Below are 20,725 nucleotides of genomic sequence, written 5' to 3' on the forward strand. Positions count from 1 at the left end.
TTTTATTTTTTGAGAGGTTAATGGTTAGTTCCGTCCCATCCTCGTCCCAAACTAAGCGGGATAATATAGTTATTGCTTATAAACAGTTTACTAAAAATCTTTGCCCCCTAAAACATAAACCTCTTCAGCTACGCGCTTCAGTCTCCTTAGTTGTGCTTGCATATCTTTTTTGGTCCAGTTAGCAGCAAACTGATTGAATCCCCAGTTAACCACAGGGTTAGGGATGGTAAATTCAAAACGATTTAAAAGTAAAGTTCCATGGGAGCTAGGCTGACACTCCCAGCGATCGCGACCTTTAAAAAATCCTTCAAATTGCCAAACAATCAAACCAGGTTCTCTTTCTACAACAACACTTCTTAAAGAAGGTTGTAAAATCGGGATTTGAATAGTAAATCGACTGAGACTATTAAGCTCAGTACTCCAGTTACCAATAGGCTCACAGCGTAAAGCAGGATTCAGCCAACGATGCATTAACTCCAAATTGCTAAGACAGCTTTCGACCACAGTAGAGCTAGCTTTAATTGCAATCGATTGCTCAAAAATTTGAGATGTAGCCATGAAAAATTATTCCCAAAATATTTTATTACTGTTTTTCTAACTAAATTATCCAACTTGAAGAAAGCCAATAACCAACAATAAATATGCGACAACAATATCTTTTGGTTAACATTTGGCTAAGTAAATTGTCCAAAATTGCGATCGATTCTTAATTTTTTAGGTATTTTCACGTTCCTTTGGCATAATTGACCCAGAAAAGTATCTTGAATCATATTCATAGAGTCAACCGTTCCCCGCCTTGCAAAGGCGGGGCTTGCGGTTGACCGCCTTCCGCGGTTTTTTGTGACAATCAAAAGCAAAAAAACCTTAAATTAGATTTCTGCCAGTTAATTTTACGGATATCATTTGATGAATTAACATTTAAAGACATGACACACATACTTAGTAGTCTTGCGCCAGATTTATTCTTAGCACAAGCACAAATTTCACCTTTTCAACAGATTAGCTCTAGTCTGGGTACAGATTTAGGCTCATCTCTCTTAAACGTCCTCAAAGGCGTAATTATTTTAATTGTCGGTTGGATTGTTTCAGGGATCGCTAAAAACATCGTTAAGGGTCTTCTGAATGCCACTGATATTGATAATAAAATAGCTTCCTGGGTGACAGGACAAAGAGGAGGAGATTCTTTTGCCGTCGAAGAATGGATTGCTAATTTAGTTTGTTGGTTAGTCAGGTTGTTTGCGATTGTAGCGTTTTTAAATGCTCTCGATCTACAAGCTGTCTCCGCACCATTAAACTCTCTGTTAAATCAGGTAACTAGCTTTATCCCCCAACTTATTGGTGCTGCTATTCTCTTGGGAGTTGCTTGGATAGTTGCAACTTTAGTGAAAACGATCGCCACCAGAAGTTTGGGTGCTTTTGACCTCGATCGCAAATTGGGTAGCACTATGGGCGATAGCTCCGATTTTACCCTTAGCGATACCATTGGTGATGCTCTTTATTGGTTTATCTTTTTACTCTTCTTACCTGCTGTATTAAGTACTCTCGAATTAGATGGTACTTTAACCCCAGTACAAGGAATGGTAGATGAAGTATTAGGAGCAATACCTAATGTTGTTAAAGCATTAGCAATTGGTTTTATCGGTTGGTTTGTTTCTAGAGTTGTCAGCCGTATCGTAACCAGTTTTCTAGCTGCTACTGGTGCAGATGGCATTGGAGAAAGATTCGGAATCAGAGCGAATGGTGGACAACAATCCCTATCTGGAATTGTTGGCACGATTGTTTTTGTGTTGATTTTAATTCCTTTTGCCATTTCCGCTTTAGAAGCCTTACAAATTTCGGCAATTTCCAATCCTGCAACAGATATGTTGAATCAGGTATTTGACCTGTTACCCAAGCTATTTTCTGCGGGATTAGTCTTAGCATTTTTCTATGCTGCGGGACAATTTGTTTCGGAATTAGTCAGCAATATTCTCACTAGTGTGGGTTTTAATAACTTCCTTGACTGGTTAGGTATTTCTGTTCCTACAGCAAATCGTCCTCTGGAACGAGATTTCGGAGATACAGAACAAGCTACAGTTTTACAAACTGATTCTTTTAGTACCAAAACTCCTTCAGAATATGTAGGTTTAATTGCTTTAGTAGCGATTATGCTGATTGGAACTCTGACCGCAGTGGATATTTTAGATATCCCTGCATTGGAATCTGTTATCAGTGTAATTTTAGAGATTGCTGGTCAAGTATTAGTTGCTGTTGTCGTCTTTGGTATTGGCTTATATTTGGCTAATTTCGCCTACAAGCTGATTATTAGTTCGGGAACTGCTCAAGCTGGAATTCTGGCCCAATCTGCTCGTATTGCCATTATTGTTTTAGTAGGAGCTATGGCATTAAATCGTATTGGAATAGCCCCCAATATTGTTAACTTGGCATTTGGCTTACTCTTAGGAGGTATTGCAGTTGCGATCGCTCTAGCTTTTGGTCTTGGTGGTCGCGAAGTAGCCAAAGAAACTTTACGTTCTTGGGTTAATTCCTTCAAAAATCAATAAAAATTAATTTCTTTAAAGAGATAACTTTAATTTATTTTCCATAAATCTCTTTTACTCCTAGTTAATTACTGGGAGTTTTTTTTAGTTAGTAAAAACAAAGGACAAAAGACAAAAGACGGATCGCAGAAATCGATCGCTTCTCACCTCCAGACCTTTACCTAGTCTAAAATAAGAGATCGTAACTATATTAAAGCAAAATAAAATCTCAATTATGTCAATATTGGCACCGATCGCAGTTTTATTATTACTGATTGCCGTTCACGAATTAGGACACTTTGCAGCAGCACGCTTACAGGGAATTCGTGTTAGTCGTTTTTCTATTGGTTTTGGCCCCGCCATTCTCAAGTATCAAGGTGAAGTTACTGAGTATGTAGTTTGCGCTCTTCCTCTTGGAGGTTATGTCGCGTTTCCCGATGACGAGCCTGATAGCACCATTCCTCCAGACGATCCTGATTTATTGCGTAATCGTCCTATTTTAGACCGAGCAATTGTAATTAGTGCAGGAGTCATTGCCAATCTAATTTTTGCTTATTTTCTTTTAGTAGGTCAGTCGATGACCATTGGTTTTCAAGAAATTAACTATAATGCAGGGGTGTTAGTGCCTCAGATTATAGAAGATAGCAGTTCGGCTGCTGTTGAAGCAGGAATTCAAGCAGGAGATATTGTTTTACAAGCGGGCGATCGTGATTTAGGCAAATCTCCCGAATCTTTAAGTACTCTTAGAGAAGTTATTCAAAACTCTCCTCAACAATCTTTAGAATTAACTGTTCAACGTGAAACCGAAAAAATTTACCTTAAAGTAATTCCCCAAGTAGATGAAGAGGGAAAAGGAAAAATCGGTGTTATGTTAGCCCCCAACGGAGAAGTAATCCGCCATACCACTTCTAATGTAGTAGAAGCCTGCACTGCGGGAGCAAAAGAGTATCAAAGAATCGCTTTACTGATTGGTCAAGGTTTTTGGCAGCTAATTAGCAACTTTCAAGAAAGTGCCGAACAAGTAGCAGGACCAGTAGCAATTGTCTCCGTAGGCGCAGAATTAGCTCGTAATGACATCAATAACCTCTTTCAATTCGGAGCATTGATTAGCATTAACCTGGCAATCATTAACATTTTGCCCCTTCCTGCTTTAGATGGTGGTCAATTAGCATTCTTATTGGTAGAAGGTGTGAGAGGAAAACCCTTACCTAACAAGGTTCAAAATAGCATCATGCAAACAGGAATGGTTTTACTATTAGGCTTGAGTGTCTTTCTGATCGTGCGAGATACAGTTAACTTGGCTTTCTTCCAAGAATTATTTCAGTAGTATCAAATTTGAGTAAGTATAGTGTGTGAATAGGGTGGGGTGTGCCTCACCTTTTCCATAATGTCTCTGTTATAAGGCGTTGGTAATTTGATGTATGACGTACAAAAGCAAGACTTGCCCATGTCGAGGAAACCTTATCCGAAGGTGTATCCTTTAGGGCGACGGGCTTCCTTGCTCAATGTTTCTGTTCGTAGCTCTAAGCTCTAAGCTTTAAGCTTTTTTAAGAAGAGTACAATATGAAAATTTAAAAATCATACCTTGATTCACTAACGCCTGTTATACTAAATCCCCATGACAAAGATATCTTGAAATTTCAATTATTGTCGATCAAGAACACTTTTAGCTCCCTCAACATTTAAGTAACCCACACGAACAGGATTTAGGATCAGCTACCAGCTATAAATTGCTATCGTGACTATCACCAGAAAGAAACAAAGAGCATTAGCTATCTTATCTCAGCTAAAGATTCTCTATCCTGATGCTACTTGTAGCCTGGATTATGAAACTACTGTGCAATTATTGGTAGCTACTATTCTCTCTGCTCAATGTACTGATGAGCGGGTAAATAAAGTTACTCCTGCATTATTTAACAAGTTTCCTGATGCTCCTGCTTTAGCTGGTGCTAATCGTGAAGAATTAGAAACCCTGATTCGCTCTACAGGTTTTTATCGTAATAAAGCCAAAAATATTCAGGGTGCTTGTCACAAAATTATCACCGAATTTAAGGGAAAAGTTCCCCATACGATGAAAGAATTACTACAGTTACCAGGAGTAGCCCGCAAAACTGCTAATGTAGTATTGGCTCATGGTTTTGGCATTATTGAAGGTATTACTGTAGACACCCACGTTAAACGACTCAGCAATCGCCTAGGGCTGACTAAAAATGACAACCCAATTCACATTGAACGGGATTTAATGAAACTTTTGCCTCAGCCAGATTGGGAAAACTACTCGATTCGGATTATTTATCACGGTAGAGCCATCTGTAAAGCTCGCAAACCTAATTGTGCTGATTGTCAGTTAGCCGATCTTTGCCCTTCAGCTTCCAAAATCACTGACTTAAAGTAAACAAAATTGCGATCGACTTTTAATTCGGGGTACAATGGGAGACTGTGTATTTAATGTATTGATACAAATAAGATTTATGGCAAAGAAAAGCATGATTGAGCGTGAAAAGAAACGCGCTCGTCTAGTAGAAAAATATGCAGCTAAAAGAGCAGAATTAAAAGAAGAATTCCGCACAGCTACTAACCCTGCTGAAAAACTGGCAATTCATCGTCAAATCCAAAAATTACCCCGTAACAGCGCACCTAGCCGTAAGCGTAATCGTTGTTGGGTAACTGGAAGACCTAGAGCTTACTATCGTGATTTTGGTCTATCTCGTAACGTGTTGCGAGAATGGGCCCATGAAGGTTTGCTACCTGGAGTAGTCAAGTCTAGCTGGTAGTTAACAAACTGACAATAATTTACAAATGCTGAATTCCGAAGCTGATAAGTTTCAGGTTTCAGCTATTTTTTTGTCTGATTATAATGGAGGAAAAATAATTGGGCGTTGCTAATTTGAAGAATTTTTCTGTTTTCAAAAAAGACAACCCCGATCGCATATTACCGAGTTATCATGAATTGCACAATCAGCTTTAGTTGCTTCTGCCTAAATCTAAATGCTTGATTTTATTCGTTTTTTAGGCTATCTCAATTGGCAAATAGTACGTAAAACAATCGCTCAAACTATTAGTAAGCGGTTAAGTGGTTTGTCGGCAGAAATGGCTTTTAACGCTATGTTAGGCTTTTTCCCAGCGATTATTACCGTCTTAACAGCAATTAGTTTATTTGAAAATTCTGTTGCTACAACTTTAGGCGATTTGGCAATTCGGTTTGCTGATATAATACCCAAGCAAGTCTGGAATTTGTTAATTAATTTTACGGAAGAAGTTAAAGTTTCTCAGGGAAAAAGTTGGTTTTCTTTAAGCTTTATTGCTGCAATTTGGATTATTTCAGGGGTTATTGGTTCAGCTATTAATGCCATAGATAATATTAATCAAGTACCTTCTACAAAACGTAGACCTTTCTGGAAAAATAAAATAATTGCTATCTTATTAACCATTGGCACAATCTTTTTATTGATTACAGCCTGTTTTTTGTTGATAATTGGCGATTTACTCTTAAGAATAGCTTTACAGCAAAATTGGGGACAATTATTATTGTTAACCTGGAAAATATTTAGTATTATTACTATTTTTGCTATTGTTATTATTACATTATCCACTATTTATCAAATTCAACAACAGAGAAAAAAACAACAAAACTCAGAAGAAAAAAATATTGTAATCACAATTATAATTGGCGTTGGTATTATTTTTGTCCAGTTAGTTTATTCGATTTTTATTTTTGTTCAAAGTTTAATTGTGAATTTTAATGTTGAGCAAACACTGAGTACTTTTTTAGTAAGTATTTGGCGATTATTAAGTTTCCCCATGGGTTTAGGAATAGTCGCTTTTGCTTTTGCTTTTATCTATTATTTTGGCTGTAGTTGTCGTCCTCCCCGTACTCCTTTAATGCCAGGAGCAATTTTAGCTGCTATTTTTTGGGCGATCGTTTCTGCTGCATTTCGTTATTATGTCTCTCATGTAGGGGTTTATAACAAAGTTTATGGAGCATTAGGGACGGCTATTGTACTGTTGTTATGGCTTTATTTAAGTTCTCTAGTTATGTTACTCGGTGAGCAATTAAACGTAACTGTAGGAAAAGAGATTGCAGAAAACAAAAATCAAGAAAGATTGGAGTCAAAATAGTTTTATAGAACTCTTTAAGTAAATGCCATCTAACTTGGATTGAATGGAAAATTAGTGCGGACAGCGGTAGCTGGCTCTGCGAGATCGCGACTATAATAAATAAGCTCAAAGCCTCAGTATAGTCTGTATCCTATCTAAAACAAAGTTTACTATTAGTAATTTAATTGCTCATAGTAAACTTATTTAACATCTGTAATCGCACACAAATTCCTCATAATGTTTGTTTAGTTTTAAAAAGACGGTTAAATCAAAATAATAAACTATAAATCTTGCTTTTCTTGACAATCCATAATCTACTCATAAGTAGCCGATTTGTTATTTTTTGCGCTCAATTTGATTGTATTAATTAAGATTGCCGATCTTAAACGCTTAGGGGTAAAAACCCTCTGGATTTGCCCAATTTTCAAACAGGTTAGATTTTAGGCAACATATCAAGGCTACAGCATTCAAAACTCTCCTATTGTATATCGTCAATCGATGATGATTGAAGCGAGGAGCGGTAAAACGATATTAATTACTGTTCCTATGGCAAGATGGGTAATTTTTTGAATAGCAAAAAAGTATAAGTGTATGATACTAAACCAAAAGATTTCGTTGATTTGCGATCGCCTATATTTTACCGAGTGTGAGCAATGTTTTCTGAACCTAGTGCATCAAGTATTGATGCAGACAGATGAAATTGCGCCTACAGATAAAAAAGAGCAACAAATATTGACACAACTGAAGCAAGTTTTCGATCGGCTAGGTGTAATCGTTGTGACACATGAGGCTCAGGTAAAGTCCTTGACTCAACGAGGAGAACAACTGCTAAGCCATTATTTTCCCCATTGTGAATCATGCTCATTGCCAGAATCTTTGCAACATTGGTTCAAACATCAGATTTCGTTACTCATATCCAAGGGCAAAATTCCATCCTCCTGTTTTCCGTTACACATCGAGCGAGCAGGAAAGCAATTGCTCATTCGTCTTAGTTCCAATCTAATCAGGGAGCAATATCTCATACTTTTAGAAGAACAAGAACTAAAATCCTTCTCAATTTCTTCTCTAGAATTACTAGGACTTACTAAACGCGAGGCTGAGGTTCTATTCTGGGTTGCCAAAGATCGAAGCAATGCTGGAATCGCCAAAGTACTGGGTTGCTGTGAAGGAACAGTGCGAAAACACTTAGAGCATATTCACGCGAAACTGGGAGTACAAACCAGAACGGCTGCTGTGATGTTTGCCCTGGAAAGATTAGGGCTACTCCAAGAATCGCTTGTTTCAATTTCGTCATAATCTTATACGCGGATCGTCGTATTGTTTTCAAAATGTATTTGGAAACATATTTAATATTAGGTTTGAATAATAACCTTTTTTAGGAGAATTACAATTATGGCTAATGTACTGAATCTCGATAATGGTGGAGAGCGATTTAATATCTGCCTTGAACCAAACGGAAATTTAGATTTCAAGTCAAATGCTGAAAACTGTGGTGGTAATACCAGAATTACTATTAATGATGATACTGGAAATGTAGGTGTTGCTACAACTAATCCTGCTCAAAGGTTGCATGTCCAGGGCAATCGCGTTCGCCTAGAAAATGGCGGAAAAATTCTCGACTTGAGAGCAGACGGTTCAGAGATTGATATTGAAACTTCCACAAATAGCTTGTTTATCAAGGCAAGCGGAACAGGAAACCACGTTGTCTTTAATCCCTTTGCTGGGGATGGCAACGTGGGGATTGGTATCGAAAACCCCGCCGCACCCTTGCATGTTGTAGGTCGCCTAGGACTACAGAATGATAATGTTGCTGAGCTTTGGAACTTATATGTTGATAACAGTGGCAATCTAACTGTAAATTCCAACTCTGTGACTGGGGGAACTAACCGACTGTTTATCAATGATGATAATGGTAATGTTGGCATTGGAACAACAAGTCCAACTGAAAGACTCCATGTAGTAGGCAATATTTGCCACACTGGCAGCATTGGAGCATGTTCTGACCTGCGGTACAAAACAGATATCGAACCCTTAGCAGATTCCCTCAACAAAGTTCTATCGATGCACGGTATGCGCTATCAGTGGAATCAAGAAGCTTTTCCCAATCATGGATTTGACGAAGAACCGCAAGTTGGTTTCATTGGTCAGGAGGTAGAAAATATCTGTCCAGAAGTTGTCTCTACTGACTCAGAAGGCTACAAATACCTTGATTACTCCCGTCTGACCCCCGTTCTAGTAGAAGCCATCAAGGAACAGCAAGAAATAATCGAACAACAGAAATCAGCTTTAGGAGAAGCATTAGGCAAGCTCGCCCAGCTTGAAGTTACTGTGCAAAAAATAAGTGCAAATTCTTAAGATAATTAAATAATTATTTGTTGGTAGGGGTGAGCAACCTGAAAAATTGCAGAAGTAAACCAGTGGTTTGTCAATTTTTCTCAATTAATTAATTAATAATATTTTATACTGTGTAACCACTTCTTATCAATTAACGCGAAATCCCACGTCATTTGTGCGTGGGATAAGTTTAATAATTTTGTAAAAACTTTTCGACACAACGCACAAATATTTCCACTCCCATACCTAATGCAGTTTCATCGAAGTCAAAACGGGGATGGTGATGAGGATATGCCAATCCGCGATCGCTATTGGCTGAACCGAGGAAGAAGTAACAACCAGGGACTTGCTGTAAGAAGAAAGACATATCTTCTCCTCCCATAGTTTGACATTCGGGGACTACTCCCAGAGGAGTTTCTACCACCTCATTAGCTACCGATGCCACTAATTGAGCCATTTCTGGATGGTTAATAGTGGGGGGATAGAGTTGCCAATAATCTAATTTGTAGGTTGCACCGTGGCTTTGGCAAATTCCTGCCACAATTGATTCAATCCTTTCACCGATAAAAGATTCTAACTGAGGATTAAAATAACGTACCGTACCACTCATAGTTACGCTATCGGCAATCACGTTAAGAGCCGTACCGCCGTGAAATTCTCCTACTGTAACCACCGCCGAGTCTAAAGGGTTAATATTACGAGCCACAATAGTCTGTAAAGCGTTGACAATTTGCGAACCCACGACAATAGAATCAATAGTCTGATCTGGCATTGCACCATGACCACCTTGACCAAAGATATGCAGGCGAAAACACTCCACTGCTGCCATTAAAGCCCCGCTCCGAACGCCTATCGTACCCAAAGGTAGATTATTCCAAAGATGTAGCCCCATAATGGCATCTACATCAGGATTTTTGAGTACACCAGCCTCAATCATGGGTTTAGCTCCCCCTGGCCCTTCTTCTGCGGGTTGAAAGATGATTTTGACTGTACCTGAGAGTTTTTCTTTGTGTTGATTGAGATAGTAAGCCGTCCCAAGAGCGATCGCTACGTGACCATCGTGTCCGCAAGCGTGCATCTTACCATCGTGTTGCGATCGATAGCTGACTTCATTGGCTTCTTGAATGGGTAAAGCATCCATATCCGCACGAATAGCGATGACTTTTCCTGGCTGATTTCCTTCAATTATCGCTACAACACCAGTCTTGGCAACAGATGTTTGATGGGGAATTGACCATGCGCTAAGTTGTTGACTAACTAAAGCAGCCGTTATGTGTTCTTGAAAGCCTAATTCTGGTTTTTGATGAATATTACGTCGCCAGGTTACTAATTGAGTCTGCAAATCACGAATTTCGGGACGAATGTGTGAAAAATTAATCGAGTTAGCAATATTTGTCGTTAAAACCATAAATTTTATAATATTAAAGAATTCTATAGGTATTTACAAAAAATCAATGAATAAAATTACGTTAATGTGCTGATGACCAGAAATCCCTAGAAACAATAGCATTGTAAAGGATAGAGAATTATTTTTGTTGGCAGTGAAAAATTGTTTTTCCAGAAGCTCCAAGGAACAATCCGACTCTTATTAATTTTGCTTTTGTTTCCCTAACTACTTTCTCATGAACGGGACTAACATCTTACTTGTAACGAGTAATTCACAAGACTGTCAAGAAGCACGACAGTTTTTTGCTCGGTACCATCATCAGTTAACTATTGCAGAAGATCAGAAGACAGCCTTAAATCTGGTTCAAAAAACTAATTTTGATGCCATTGTTTGTCCAGTCGAATCTTCTTATGTAGACGGTTTTGCTATGTTGCAAAAACTAAAAGCCGATCGGCAAACAGCAACAATACCCTTTATTTTATTAGGCAGGAGCTTTAATCGTCAGCAACACCGTCAAGCGATGGAAATGGGTGCAGACGATATTTTATTTTTACCATATTATTTGCTCGATATTGAAGCTGCAATTTCTGCTAGATTACAAAAAAATCAGACTTTACTCAAAGACTCGCAACAAGAATTAGAACAGCTACGCTACAGCATTACGACTTCTTTACCCCATGAAATGCGTACTGCTTTAACAGGGATTATTGCAGCATCAGAATTGCTGTATAAAAATCAAAATACCCTTGAGCCGATTATTATTAAAGAAATGCTCAACTGTATTAATACTTCAGGAAAAAGGCTATCTCATTTAATCCATAATTTTCTATTGTATTCTGAACTACAATCTATTGCTTGTGACGCGCTTAAAATTGCTCATTTAAGAGATAGTCAGACTTCCGATGTTAAAAAGGCGATCGCTAAAACTGTGGTCGAACAAAGTAAAAAATATTCTCGTCAATCAGACTTAATACTAGATTTAGAAGACGCTTCCGTACAAATAAGCTCTCATAGTCTCACCAAATTAGTCACCGAATTAATTGATAATGCTTGTAAATTTTCTCCTAATGGAACTCCCATTAAAATAACGTCAAAAATTGAAGACAATCAGTTCATTTTAGCGATCGCAGATTATGGTCGAGGAATGACTTCAGAACAAATTTCTAGCATTGGTTTAGGAATACAATTTGACCGTTTAATCTACGAACAACAAGGTTTTGGTTTGGGTTTAGTGATTTCTCAAGATTTAGCCAAACTCCACGGAGGCAATCTTTTAATCGATAGTACAGTAAATCAAAATACTCATGTCAGTGTTATTCTTCCTTTAGCAGTAATTAGTAATCAGCAAACAGCAAGCAACAATAATTAATCAACAACCTTTGCTCTATTTACCAACCATCTGACTATAGAGTTGGCAATTACTCTCTCTTCCCTATTTCTCTTTTCCTGGTTCCTTAAACTAGCAACTTTTACAAAATTTTTCTTTTTGGGGCTTCCTAAGAAGCCCGCCTCGCTTTATAAATAAGTTACGTACGATAGCTACACTTGTTTTAAATACAATGAGGAGATTTTAAATTGAAAAAAATTGAAGCAATCATCCGTCCTTTTAAATTAGACGAAGTTAAAATCGCTTTGGTTAATGCTGGAGTTGTAGGAATGACTGTCTCTGAAGTCAGGGGTTTTGGTCGCCAAAAAGGTCAAACAGAGCGTTATCGAGGCTCAGAATACACAGTAGAGTTCTTACAAAAACTTAAAATTGAAATAGTCATCGAAGACGATCAAGTAGATATGGTGGTTGATAAAATTATAGGTGCTGCCAGAACAGGAGAAATCGGTGATGGTAAGATATTTGTCTATCCTATAGATGAAATTGTACGGATTCGTACTGGTGAAAAGAATATCGAAGCAGTTTAAAAGTGATCGGTTATTAGTCATCGGTTTCAATAACCAGTTATCAAAATCGCTCTATAGGTAGTTAGTCTCTGACTGTTTAACTAACAACTAACTAGTAACTGATGGCTAATCTCAGCTTTTCCAATTTAAGTATTTTAACTACAGGGATAAAGAGTACTTTATTCCCTTTTTTCTTCACAATAAGAGTTGATAAATATGAGTATTTCAGTTACAGGAAATATTGAACAAAAAGGTTTTGGCTTTGGAGTATGGGCTTTAGTAGCCACAGATGGTACAACTTATGAGTTAAAAGACCCCCCTTCAGAATTATCCCAACCCTTATCCTCTGTCACTATAGAAGGTACGATCAGAGAAGATATCATGACGATGGCTGCAATTGGGCCAGTACTCGAAATTAAGTCTTATAAAATCAACAGTTGATGTTAATTAGCTTTGTTAAAGCTGTTTCTCAATTGCGTCACATGCTACACTTACACCATTTTCCGCCTGTACCATACGCCCGATTTCTGCTGATTTCGCTGCATGACTTGGATCTCCGATCAATTCACTTAACTCCTTCGCAACTCGCGATGCTGAATATTGCTGGCGAAGAATCGTGCGAGAAGTTCCTAATCGTTTAACTCGTGCAGCATTATCAGGTTGGTCGTATGTGTAAGGCATGATAAGCGTCGGTCTACCCGCTCGAAGGGCTTGAGCAGTGGTTCCGATTCCACCCTGATGCACGATCGCACAAGCATGAGGAAAAATTTTCGAGTAGGGCGCGTAGTTTGTGGCAATGATGTCCTTTGGAAGGTTTTCTGGAAGCGTGTTTGCACCCATTAGCAAAACAGCACGACGGTTTAACTGTGTTGCTGCTTGAATACTTTCCTGGTAAAAGACACCAGGATTTAAGACATTAGCAGAACCTAATGTAAATACAAGAGGTGGCTCACCTGCATCTAAAAACTGCTGGAGTTCAGGGGTGAGTTCTGCTCGATCTCGATCGCCATCATAAAATGTAAATCCAGTCATGACAGTGTTCGCAGCCCAATCAGGTTGGGGTTTTGCCAATACTGAAGAGAACATTGCCAGGACGAGATAGGGAGAAAATTTATCGTCAACTAAAGGATTACCAGCAAGTTCGGGTAATTTCAGTTCTCTTCTCAGTTGGTGAATTGGTTCTGCCCAAGATTTAGTGACAGATTTAGCAAAATCGATCGCACCACGATTGACTGTTACACCCAATGGACGCAGCTTCGCCAAAAATGGAAAAACTGAAAGAACGGGCGGATCGTAAGCCGAGAAAAACGAGAACGGTTGAAGCGCAGAGGATGCCCACCGAATCCCTAATTTTTCAGCCACTAATCGAGCAGCATAAACTATTTCTCCAGCAACGATAAAGTCTGCGTCTCTTGCAGTGTTCAACAAGTCGGTATAGGTTTCACGCAAGTTTGGCAGCAGCCAATTACGGACGACGTATTCCGAACCTGTTTTTGAGTCAGTCATTCTTGCTATTTCTGAAGGATCGTCTGTTCCGTCGGGGCGCATCTCGTGAAACTCAAACCCCAAGGCTTCAATTTTGGCTTGATATCCTTTGTGTGTCGCGAAAATAACAATATGACCGCGCTTGCGTAATTCGAGCGCGAGCGCAATCTTGGGGTGCAGATCGCCTAAACTTCCAATTGTGGTGACAACAATTCGACTCACGATTTTACCTCTTGGTTAGCACACTTACATCGACATACCGCTTTCACCGATAACTTAAGCAGCCCAACTATTTATTAGACGGAAGCTTTCTGTATATCTAGATACTGCTTCCTTTTAAGAGAGTGGGAGGGGGAGATCGAGGTGTGCGCTAGATTTTGTTGGTTAGGCGATCGCCAATATTTTATGTGCGATCGCCTTAATCTATCTAAAAACTAAACAGCAGGTTTAGTTGCTACCCAATATTTACTAACAAAATGATTTTCAATTTTAACGTTAGTAAAGCCAGCTTTTTCTAAACGCTCCTCAATGTTATCAGTGGTGTAACTTCTGTAATAGGGTTCATGGAATAAAACAGGAAAATTACTCATCATCACCTGAAAATCAGGAGCATCTACTTCCTGCATTGAATCACAAATGACAAAAGTACCCCCTGGTTGTAAAACACGAAAACACTCTTCAATTATTGCTTGTCTTGCATTGGGTGGTAATTCGTGGAATAAAAAGACAGAACTTACACCATGAAAATAGTTATCAAGATAAGGTAAGTCTTCCCCATTAGCTTGTAGCAATTGAGGTAATTCCCCAGGAATTTCCGATAATAGTTGATTAGCTTTTCTGAGATAAGCAGGAGACAAGTCTGTACCAAACAATTTAGCTTTATCGAACGCAGCGCGAATCATTCTGAGAGTTCTTCCTGTACCGCAAGCGACATCTAAAATACGAGTTTGTTGGGGAAGAACATCAGTAAAAGCTTGTAAGCCTTCTTTGAGGGGCTTTAAAATGCGTCTCCGCATGGCATCGGCTGAACCATTAAACAGAATTTCCACTTGCAAATCATAAAGATTAGCCGATAAATCACTTAAATAACCGTCGGTTTGATAGTGAAAGTTTTGTAAGTAGTAACTGGGGTAACCTTCGCGATCGATCTTAGAATCAAATGCTTGATACTCTTTGGCTTGAATTCGCGACCAAATTTTAGGCATATCAAGCCAAACTTCGGGATAATAACGAAAGAAATCTTGCCAAGGGTTATCAAACAATACCTGACTAGGATAAACACCTGCTTGAGAATCTTTCCAGTCAGTTTCTTCTAACTGCTTGGATTGATTTTGTAGTTTTAATAAAGTTTCAGGCGATAAGGGTTGAGTGCGATCTCTTTTATCTGGAAGTGCTAAATCGGTTAAGCTATCGCTGATGGTTTTGTGTGCGACACCAAATGCTTTTTTTCCATCTTGAAAAGCTTGATAAGCAAACTTAGTCAGAGAATCTGGGATTAATAGAGCTAAATTAGAGGTTGATTGCATGAATAAACTGTTTAATCACTCAATAAAGGGAATCATTGCTGGTTGCCAGTAAAAGAAATACTGACACTTTAAGTTATGTTTTGTTTTGTAAATATCTTTAATTTAGTATAGTGAATCCACTAAGAAGAAGGAAGGAGGAAAAAGGAACGAGCAACAAAAAAGATAAGGTAGACAAGAAAAATTCGTTACAAGCCATTAACTACGAACAATGAACCAAGAACAACGAGCAGCAAGCAACGAGAAGTGCGACCCCGCTTCGACGAAAGCGCAACAAGTAACCAACAATAGCTCTTGGACAATTGAAGATAGTAAACAGCTTTATGGTGTTGAAGGTTGGGGGGAGCCTTATTTTTCAGTTAATGAAGCAGGAAATATTACTGTATCACCTCAATATCCATCTTCCGAGGTTACTATCGATCTCTATGAATTGGTGCAATCTCTACAAAAAAGAAATATCGGTTTACCTTTGTTGATTCGCTTTTCAGAAATTTTATCAGATCGTATTGCGAGATTAGTTGCCTGTATGCAAACAGCGATCGCAAAATATAATTACTCTGGTATTTATCAGGGTGTATTTCCTGTCAAATGTAATCAAAATCGTCATTTAGTAGAAGACTTAGTACGCTACGGTAAGCCCTATAATTTCGGCTTAGAAGTTGGTTCAAAACCAGAATTAATGATTGCTTTGGCTGCTCTAGAAACCGAGCCTGATGGCGATTATCAACCGCTACTGATTTGTAATGGTTACAAAGATCGAGAATATATCGAAACCGCCTTACTAGCTACCAAATTAGGGCAAAAAATTATTATTGTGATTGAACAACCCCAAGAACTCGATCTTGCGTGGGAAATTAGCCAAAAGCTAGCTATTAAACCTATTTTAGGGGTTAGGGCAAAACTAAATACTCAAGGATCGGGACGTTGGGGAACATCTACAGGCGATCGCGCTAAGTTCGGACTTACTATTCCGCAAATTGTTGATGTGGTTAACAAGTTAAAAACTACTGGTATGCGAGATTGTTTGCAACTGCTTCATTTTCATATTGGTTCACAAATCTCTTCCATTGCAGTGATTAAAAATGCGATCCGCGAAGCTAGTCAAATTTATGTGCAACTGGCAAAAACCACAGGGAATATGCAATACATCGATGTAGGTGGAGGTTTAGCAGTTGATTACGATGGCTCAAAAAGTAATTTTCCTGCTTCCAAGAACTACAATATGCAAAACTATGCTAATGATATCGTGGCACAACTCAAAGATGCTTGCGATATGGGTCAAGTAAGCCATCCAATTATTATTAGTGAAAGTGGAAGAGCGATCGCTTCTCATCAATCAGTACTCGTTTTCGATATTCTGAGTGCTAATCAAGTTTCTGTTACCACTCCCCAACCCTTACAAGAATCGGAACATCTGATTATTCGCAATCTCTGGGAAGCTTATAACTCTATCGATCTCAATAACTATCAAGAGACTTATAACGATGCGATTCAATTCCGCGAAGAAGCTTTTAATCTCTTTAATTTAGGCTACTTTAGTCTTACAGAAAGAGCTAGAGCAGAAAAGCTCTACTGGGCTTGTTGCTGTAAAATTGCTCAAATAATCCACAATATTAACCAATCTCATCCCGAACAACGAAATTATATACCCGATGAATTAAAAGACTTGGAACAAATCATGGCATCAATTTATTATGCCAACCTCTCTATATTCCAATCAATACCCGATTCTTGGGCGATTAATCAACTATTTCCCCTGATGCCGATTCATCGTCTGCAAGAGAAACCCATTGCTAGAGGAATCATTGCCGATCTTACTTGTGATAGTGATGGCAAACTAGATACTTTTATCAATTTAAGAGATACTAAGCCTGTTTTAGAGCTTCATCCTCTAAACCAACAACCCTATTATTTGGGAATGTTTCTTGTGGGTGCATATCAAGAAACTATGGGTAATCTGCATAATCTCTTTGGTGATACCAACCTCGTCCATATTCAAGCTACTACCAAAGGCTATCGGATTAAGTATGTTGTCAAAGGTGACACTGTTCGAGAAGTACTTAACCACGTGCAATATAACTCTGAAGATTTAAGAGAAACAATGCGCTGTCGTACAGAAATCGCATTACAAAATAACCGTCTTTCTCTTGAAGAAGCACAAAAGTTACTACAAAACTATGAAAGTAGTCTTAGTAGCTATACTTACCTTAAAAATAGTTAAAATAATCTAAATTACCTTAAAAGAAAAGCCGTTTTATTTTTATACTTTAGTCTGAGTGTGTAAACATGAAGAAAAAATATGGGATAAATCCCTTTATTTGAGCTTTATTATTGATTGCCTGTAATTGCTTGTAGTTGAAAAACTTCATTAAAAACTAACTCATTATTTATTCCTCTTCTTTGAGAAAATAAACTTAAAAATCAATTATTATGGCAAATTTCGATTTAAGAGAAGTGTCTAATCGTCTTGCTCAAAATTTGAGTAGAGATGCTTTAGTACAAAGCACAACAGATAGCTTAAGAAACTATGTAAATAGCGATCGCGTAGTTATTTACTATTTTTACGGCAAATGGGAAGGACAAGTCACTTTTGAATCTCTCAGTGACAAAAAATACTCTATTTTTGGCTCTACTGGGCCTGATGAATGCTTTAATCAAGAATATGCTGGTCTTTACGAAGCGCACAGAATTAGTGCCATACCTGATATTGACACATCAGCGATCGCAGATTGTCATCGGGATTTTTTACGCAACTTACAAGTCAAAGCCAATTTGGTAGTCCCTATCCTAACTGCAAAAGGTTTATGGGGACTTTTGATTGCTCATAATTGTCAACATCCTCGTACTTGGTCGCAAGCTGAAATTGATGCTATGGTGCAAGGTGCTGAGAAAATAGCTCAGTCAGACTCAATTCGCAACTTTTGATTTCCTTCATATTTCATTAGTAATTAATTACTGAATCTTTAAAAGCGACTAAGTATTTGCTAGCAGCCTTGTGACTAAAATCACATTCAATCCTAGATTCTTCATTTATTTTTGTGATGTCACATATTTTTTTTAATTTCACTTTAAAAATGAAACGACAAACCACATATAAGAAGTCTCTCTACAATCAGAAGATCCATTCCCTCTTTACTCAGCTAATTTGTGAAACCGAATCTTTATACGAAAAAGTTACCAATGGTATTCCACAAAATCCTCAAACTATAGAATTAACTACGAACAACTAATTACTCACGCCAAAAACTAATAAACCCTTGTCCTACACTACTAAAAAAGTTATTATGGTGAATCGTGAGTTTTTAATTTAGTTATGAATGCAGAAGCCATAATTCGTTCTATTGAGGCAAAACATATTAAATCCGATCTGCCTCAAATATATGTTGGTGACAGTGTAGAAGTTGGAGTCAGAATTAAAGAAGGAACCAAAGAGAGGATACAGCCCTACAGAGGTACTGTCATAGCTATGCGTAATGGTGGGATCAATGAAACTATTACAGTTCGCCGTATCTTCCAAGGTGTAGGTGTCGAAAGAGTATTTTTAATTCACTCTCCTATCGTGGCTCATATTAAAATTGAGCGTCGTGGTAAAGTACGCCGTGCCAAGCTATATTATTTACGCGATCGTGTAGGTAAAGCTACTCGTATTAAACAGCGTTTTGATCGTTCTTGATAACTTGATAATCAGAAATAAATGATTTCTGGAGATGACTCACAAAAAGCTCCCACAGTAGGGTATGATAAAGGTAAGAATTGCTTAGTTGAATTTAGCTAAGCCTAAATCATAATGCGTCCTTAGTTCAGTTGGTAGAACGTCGGTCTCCAAAACCGGATGTCGAGGGTTCAAGTCCTTCAGGGCGCGTAGCCTTTAAAAACAAAAATAATTCTTAAATACTTTGATAAGTCTGACTATCAATAATTAGTGGCTTGAGCAACTACTATAAAAAGTCTACTTTAATAATTTGAGTTTTTATTATCAATTGATTCAATAGTATTAAAAAATTTTACATTAAGCATTAAGCTTATTTATAGAGCTTGAATTGGCAAGCTCATCGCCAGCCAACAAAATCGTTAGATTATTACAATTACAAAATATAAGTATATATTTATAAGTATATATCTTAGGGGGTAGAGAGCTTTGGCAAAGAAGGAAGCGGTAAAAAAAACAGTAGTCAACACCAAAGAAACAGGCGATAATAGCAGTCTAAATAAATTCGTTGATGAAACAAAAGAAGAATTGACAAAAGTAGTTTGGCCCTCGCGTCAACAGCTATTAAGTGAATCGGCTGCCGTACTTTCAATGGTAGTCTTGGTTTCTCTAGTAATTTACTTAGTGGATAACCTCTTCTCTTGGGGTTCAGGTAGAATATTCTAATGGATAATAGTTCTGATTTACTACAAGACAACGAAAATCAAAAACCTAAAGTTACTCTAGGTAAGCCTCGTTGGTATGCTGTTCAGGTGGCTTCTGGTTGTGAAAAAAGAGTCAAAACTAACTTAGAACAGCGTATTCAAACCCTAGATGTCACAGACCGTGTATTGCAGGTGCAAATACCTCAAGCAGCCAAAGTTACAATTCGCAAAGATGGCTCTCGTCAGCACGGTCAAGAAAAAGTCTTCCCTGGTTACGTACTTGTTCGCATGATTATGGATGATGACGCTTGGCAAGCAGTAAAAAACACTCCCAACGTCATTAACTTTGTCGGTGCGGAACAAAAGCGCAGTTATGGAAGAGGTAGGGGTCATGTTAAACCTTTACCTCTCTCTCCAGGCGAAGTCGAGCGCATCTTTAAGCAAGCAGGAGAACAAGAGCCAGTAATCGAAGTCGATATGGCAATCGGAGATAAAATTACCGTACTCTCTGGTCCATTTAAAGACTTTGATGGGGAAGTTATCGAAGTCAGCCCAGAAAGAAGCAAGCTTAAAGCCTTGTTATCGATCTTTGGACGAGACACTCCAGTAGAATTGGAATTCAATCAAGTCGAAAAACCAAATTAAATAATGCCCAGAAAAGTTGTTGCACTGATTAAATTAGCTTTACCTGCGGGAAAAGCTAACCCTGCACCTCCTGTTGGTCCTGCGTTAGGTCAACATGGTGTAAATATTATGGCATTCTGTAAAGAATACAATGCCAAAACCTCCGATAAAGTAGGACTGGTTATTCCTGTAGAAATCTCAGTTTATGAAGATCGAAGTTTTACCTTCATCCTTAAAACTCCTCCTGCTTCAGTACTAATTAAAAAAGCAGCAGGAATCGAAAAAGGTGCTAGTGAACCCAACAAACAGAAAGTAGCCAGCATTACTCAAGCTCAACTAAAAGAAATAGCTGAAACCAAAATGCCTGACCTCAATGCTAATGACATTGACGCAGCAATGAAAATTGTTGCGGGAACAGCTAAAAATATGGGCGTTGCCATAGCTAACTAAACTTATCCAATTAACTAACAGGGGAGAAGCTATTGCTTCGCTAAATACCCAAGGAGAAT

21 protein-coding genes and 1 tRNA gene are annotated in these 20,725 nt (G+C 38.2%); 18 read left to right on the forward strand and 4 right to left on the reverse strand.

Going from position 1 to position 20,725, the window contains the following annotated elements; translation table 11 throughout:
* Positions 1-90: 90 nt before the first annotated feature.
* Complete coding sequence (locus H1P_RS13195; RefSeq protein ID WP_144867812.1) at positions 91-558, reverse strand: SRPBCC family protein; 468 nt, start codon at positions 556-558, stop codon at positions 91-93.
* Between the two features lie 368 nt (positions 559-926).
* On the opposite strand from H1P_RS13195, the gene H1P_RS13200 reads away from it, so the two are divergent.
* The 7 genes from H1P_RS13200 (at position 927) to H1P_RS13230 (ending at position 8,972) form a co-directional block, all read left to right on the forward strand.
* The gene (locus tag H1P_RS13200) at positions 927-2,543 is read left to right on the forward strand and encodes a mechanosensitive ion channel (RefSeq protein WP_144867814.1); all 1,617 of its coding nucleotides are present in this window, start codon (positions 927-929) and stop codon (positions 2,541-2,543) included.
* Between the two features lie 211 nt (positions 2,544-2,754).
* Positions 2,755-3,846, forward strand: coding sequence for an RIP metalloprotease RseP (gene rseP / locus H1P_RS13205; RefSeq protein WP_144867816.1), 1,092 nt, complete (start codon positions 2,755-2,757; stop codon positions 3,844-3,846).
* Between the two features lie 411 nt (positions 3,847-4,257).
* A complete protein-coding gene (gene nth / locus H1P_RS13210; protein ID WP_246141673.1) occupies positions 4,258-4,914 on the forward strand; it encodes an endonuclease III in 657 nt (218 codons plus the stop codon).
* 76 nt (positions 4,915-4,990) lie between these two features.
* Complete coding sequence (gene rpsN, locus H1P_RS13215; protein ID WP_144867821.1) at positions 4,991-5,293, forward strand: 30S ribosomal protein S14; 303 nt, start codon at positions 4,991-4,993, stop codon at positions 5,291-5,293.
* A gap of 214 nt (positions 5,294-5,507) precedes the next feature.
* The gene (locus H1P_RS13220) at positions 5,508-6,638 is read left to right on the forward strand and encodes a YihY/virulence factor BrkB family protein (protein ID WP_144867823.1); all 1,131 of its coding nucleotides are present in this window, start codon (positions 5,508-5,510) and stop codon (positions 6,636-6,638) included.
* Between the two features lie 663 nt (positions 6,639-7,301).
* Complete coding sequence (locus H1P_RS13225; protein WP_222427046.1) at positions 7,302-7,913, forward strand: helix-turn-helix transcriptional regulator; 612 nt, start codon at positions 7,302-7,304, stop codon at positions 7,911-7,913.
* Between the two features lie 96 nt (positions 7,914-8,009).
* Positions 8,010-8,972 (forward strand): tail fiber domain-containing protein, encoded by a 963-nt coding sequence (locus H1P_RS13230; protein ID WP_144867828.1) that lies wholly within the window; start codon positions 8,010-8,012, stop codon positions 8,970-8,972.
* A 169-nt stretch (positions 8,973-9,141) separates the two neighbouring features.
* On the opposite strand, the gene H1P_RS13235 is transcribed toward H1P_RS13230, so the two are convergent.
* Positions 9,142-10,359 carry a M20 metallopeptidase family protein gene (locus tag H1P_RS13235; protein ID WP_144867830.1) on the reverse strand — a complete coding sequence of 406 codons (1,218 nt, stop codon included), beginning with the start codon at positions 10,357-10,359 and terminating at the stop codon, positions 9,142-9,144.
* Positions 10,360-10,573: 214 nt separating this feature from the next.
* Between H1P_RS13235 and H1P_RS13240 the strand changes: the two genes are divergently transcribed.
* The 3 genes from H1P_RS13240 (at position 10,574) to H1P_RS13250 (ending at position 12,672) form a co-directional block, all read left to right on the forward strand.
* Complete coding sequence (locus H1P_RS13240; protein WP_144867832.1) at positions 10,574-11,707, forward strand: hybrid sensor histidine kinase/response regulator; 1,134 nt, start codon at positions 10,574-10,576, stop codon at positions 11,705-11,707.
* A 206-nt stretch (positions 11,708-11,913) separates the two neighbouring features.
* Positions 11,914-12,252 (forward strand): P-II family nitrogen regulator, encoded by a 339-nt coding sequence (locus H1P_RS13245; RefSeq protein ID WP_144867834.1) that lies wholly within the window; start codon positions 11,914-11,916, stop codon positions 12,250-12,252.
* A gap of 195 nt (positions 12,253-12,447) precedes the next feature.
* Entirely contained in the window at positions 12,448-12,672 is a 225-nt protein-coding gene (locus H1P_RS13250) for a hypothetical protein (protein WP_144867836.1), read from the forward strand.
* A 15-nt stretch (positions 12,673-12,687) separates the two neighbouring features.
* On the opposite strand, the gene H1P_RS13255 is transcribed toward H1P_RS13250, so the two are convergent.
* Entirely contained in the window at positions 12,688-13,938 is a 1,251-nt protein-coding gene (locus H1P_RS13255; RefSeq protein WP_144867838.1) for a glycosyltransferase, read from the reverse strand.
* Positions 13,939-14,150: 212 nt separating this feature from the next.
* The gene (locus tag H1P_RS13260; protein WP_144867840.1) at positions 14,151-15,242 is read right to left on the reverse strand and encodes a class I SAM-dependent methyltransferase; all 1,092 of its coding nucleotides are present in this window, start codon (positions 15,240-15,242) and stop codon (positions 14,151-14,153) included.
* Between the two features lie 208 nt (positions 15,243-15,450).
* Here H1P_RS13260 and speA point away from each other — a divergent pair, with 208 nt between their 5' ends.
* The 8 genes from speA to rplK all read left to right on the forward strand — a co-directional run bounded on the left by speA (position 15,451) and on the right by rplK (position 20,666).
* A complete protein-coding gene (gene speA / locus H1P_RS13265) occupies positions 15,451-17,460 on the forward strand; it encodes a biosynthetic arginine decarboxylase (protein WP_144867842.1) in 2,010 nt (669 codons plus the stop codon).
* Positions 17,461-17,669: 209 nt separating this feature from the next.
* The gene (locus H1P_RS13270; RefSeq protein WP_144867844.1) at positions 17,670-18,164 is read left to right on the forward strand and encodes a GAF domain-containing protein; all 495 of its coding nucleotides are present in this window, start codon (positions 17,670-17,672) and stop codon (positions 18,162-18,164) included.
* A 149-nt stretch (positions 18,165-18,313) separates the two neighbouring features.
* Positions 18,314-18,469: a hypothetical protein gene (locus H1P_RS36050; protein ID WP_186375953.1), complete on the forward strand. Its 156-nt coding sequence runs from the start codon at positions 18,314-18,316 to the stop codon at positions 18,467-18,469.
* Between the two features lie 83 nt (positions 18,470-18,552).
* On the forward strand, positions 18,553-18,912 hold the full coding sequence (gene rplS / locus H1P_RS13275; protein ID WP_144867846.1) for a 50S ribosomal protein L19: 360 nt from the start codon (positions 18,553-18,555) through the stop codon (positions 18,910-18,912).
* Positions 18,913-19,028: 116 nt separating this feature from the next.
* Positions 19,029-19,101, forward strand: a tRNA-Trp gene (locus H1P_RS13280).
* A 276-nt stretch (positions 19,102-19,377) separates the two neighbouring features.
* The gene (gene secE / locus H1P_RS13285) at positions 19,378-19,614 is read left to right on the forward strand and encodes a preprotein translocase subunit SecE (protein ID WP_144867848.1); all 237 of its coding nucleotides are present in this window, start codon (positions 19,378-19,380) and stop codon (positions 19,612-19,614) included.
* Positions 19,614-20,237, forward strand: a complete 624-nt coding sequence (gene nusG, locus H1P_RS13290; RefSeq protein WP_144867850.1) for a transcription termination/antitermination protein NusG — start codon at positions 19,614-19,616, stop codon at positions 20,235-20,237. The genes secE and nusG overlap by 1 nt, the downstream gene beginning before the upstream one ends.
* A gap of 3 nt (positions 20,238-20,240) precedes the next feature.
* Entirely contained in the window at positions 20,241-20,666 is a 426-nt protein-coding gene (rplK, locus tag H1P_RS13295) for a 50S ribosomal protein L11 (protein ID WP_144867852.1), read from the forward strand.
* Positions 20,667-20,725 lie beyond the last annotated feature (59 nt).

The sequence above is a fragment of the Hyella patelloides LEGE 07179 genome, assembly GCF_900659865.1.
Lineage (GTDB): Bacteria > Cyanobacteriota > Cyanobacteriia > Cyanobacteriales > Xenococcaceae > Hyella > Hyella patelloides.

Coding starts and splice junctions, on each gene's coding strand:
- H1P_RS13195 (WP_144867812.1), bottom strand. CDS start 558: ATGGCTACATCTCAAATTTTTGAGCAATCGATTGCAATTAAAGCTAGC.
- H1P_RS13200 (WP_144867814.1), top strand. CDS start 927: ATGACACACATACTTAGTAGTCTTGCGCCAGATTTATTCTTAGCACAA.
- rseP (WP_144867816.1), top strand. CDS start 2,755: ATGTCAATATTGGCACCGATCGCAGTTTTATTATTACTGATTGCCGTT.
- rpsN (WP_144867821.1), top strand. CDS start 4,991: ATGGCAAAGAAAAGCATGATTGAGCGTGAAAAGAAACGCGCTCGTCTA.
- H1P_RS13220 (WP_144867823.1), top strand. CDS start 5,508: ATGCTTGATTTTATTCGTTTTTTAGGCTATCTCAATTGGCAAATAGTA.
- H1P_RS13225 (WP_222427046.1), top strand. CDS start 7,302: ATGCAGACAGATGAAATTGCGCCTACAGATAAAAAAGAGCAACAAATA.
- H1P_RS13230 (WP_144867828.1), top strand. CDS start 8,010: ATGGCTAATGTACTGAATCTCGATAATGGTGGAGAGCGATTTAATATC.
- H1P_RS13235 (WP_144867830.1), bottom strand. CDS start 10,359: ATGGTTTTAACGACAAATATTGCTAACTCGATTAATTTTTCACACATT.
- H1P_RS13240 (WP_144867832.1), top strand. CDS start 10,574: ATGAACGGGACTAACATCTTACTTGTAACGAGTAATTCACAAGACTGT.
- H1P_RS13250 (WP_144867836.1), top strand. CDS start 12,448: ATGAGTATTTCAGTTACAGGAAATATTGAACAAAAAGGTTTTGGCTTT.
- H1P_RS13260 (WP_144867840.1), bottom strand. CDS start 15,242: ATGCAATCAACCTCTAATTTAGCTCTATTAATCCCAGATTCTCTGACT.
- speA (WP_144867842.1), top strand. CDS start 15,451: ATGAACCAAGAACAACGAGCAGCAAGCAACGAGAAGTGCGACCCCGCT.
- H1P_RS13270 (WP_144867844.1), top strand. CDS start 17,670: ATGGCAAATTTCGATTTAAGAGAAGTGTCTAATCGTCTTGCTCAAAAT.
- H1P_RS36050 (WP_186375953.1), top strand. CDS start 18,314: ATGAAACGACAAACCACATATAAGAAGTCTCTCTACAATCAGAAGATC.
- rplS (WP_144867846.1), top strand. CDS start 18,553: ATGAATGCAGAAGCCATAATTCGTTCTATTGAGGCAAAACATATTAAA.
- nusG (WP_144867850.1), top strand. CDS start 19,614: ATGGATAATAGTTCTGATTTACTACAAGACAACGAAAATCAAAAACCT.
- rplK (WP_144867852.1), top strand. CDS start 20,241: ATGCCCAGAAAAGTTGTTGCACTGATTAAATTAGCTTTACCTGCGGGA.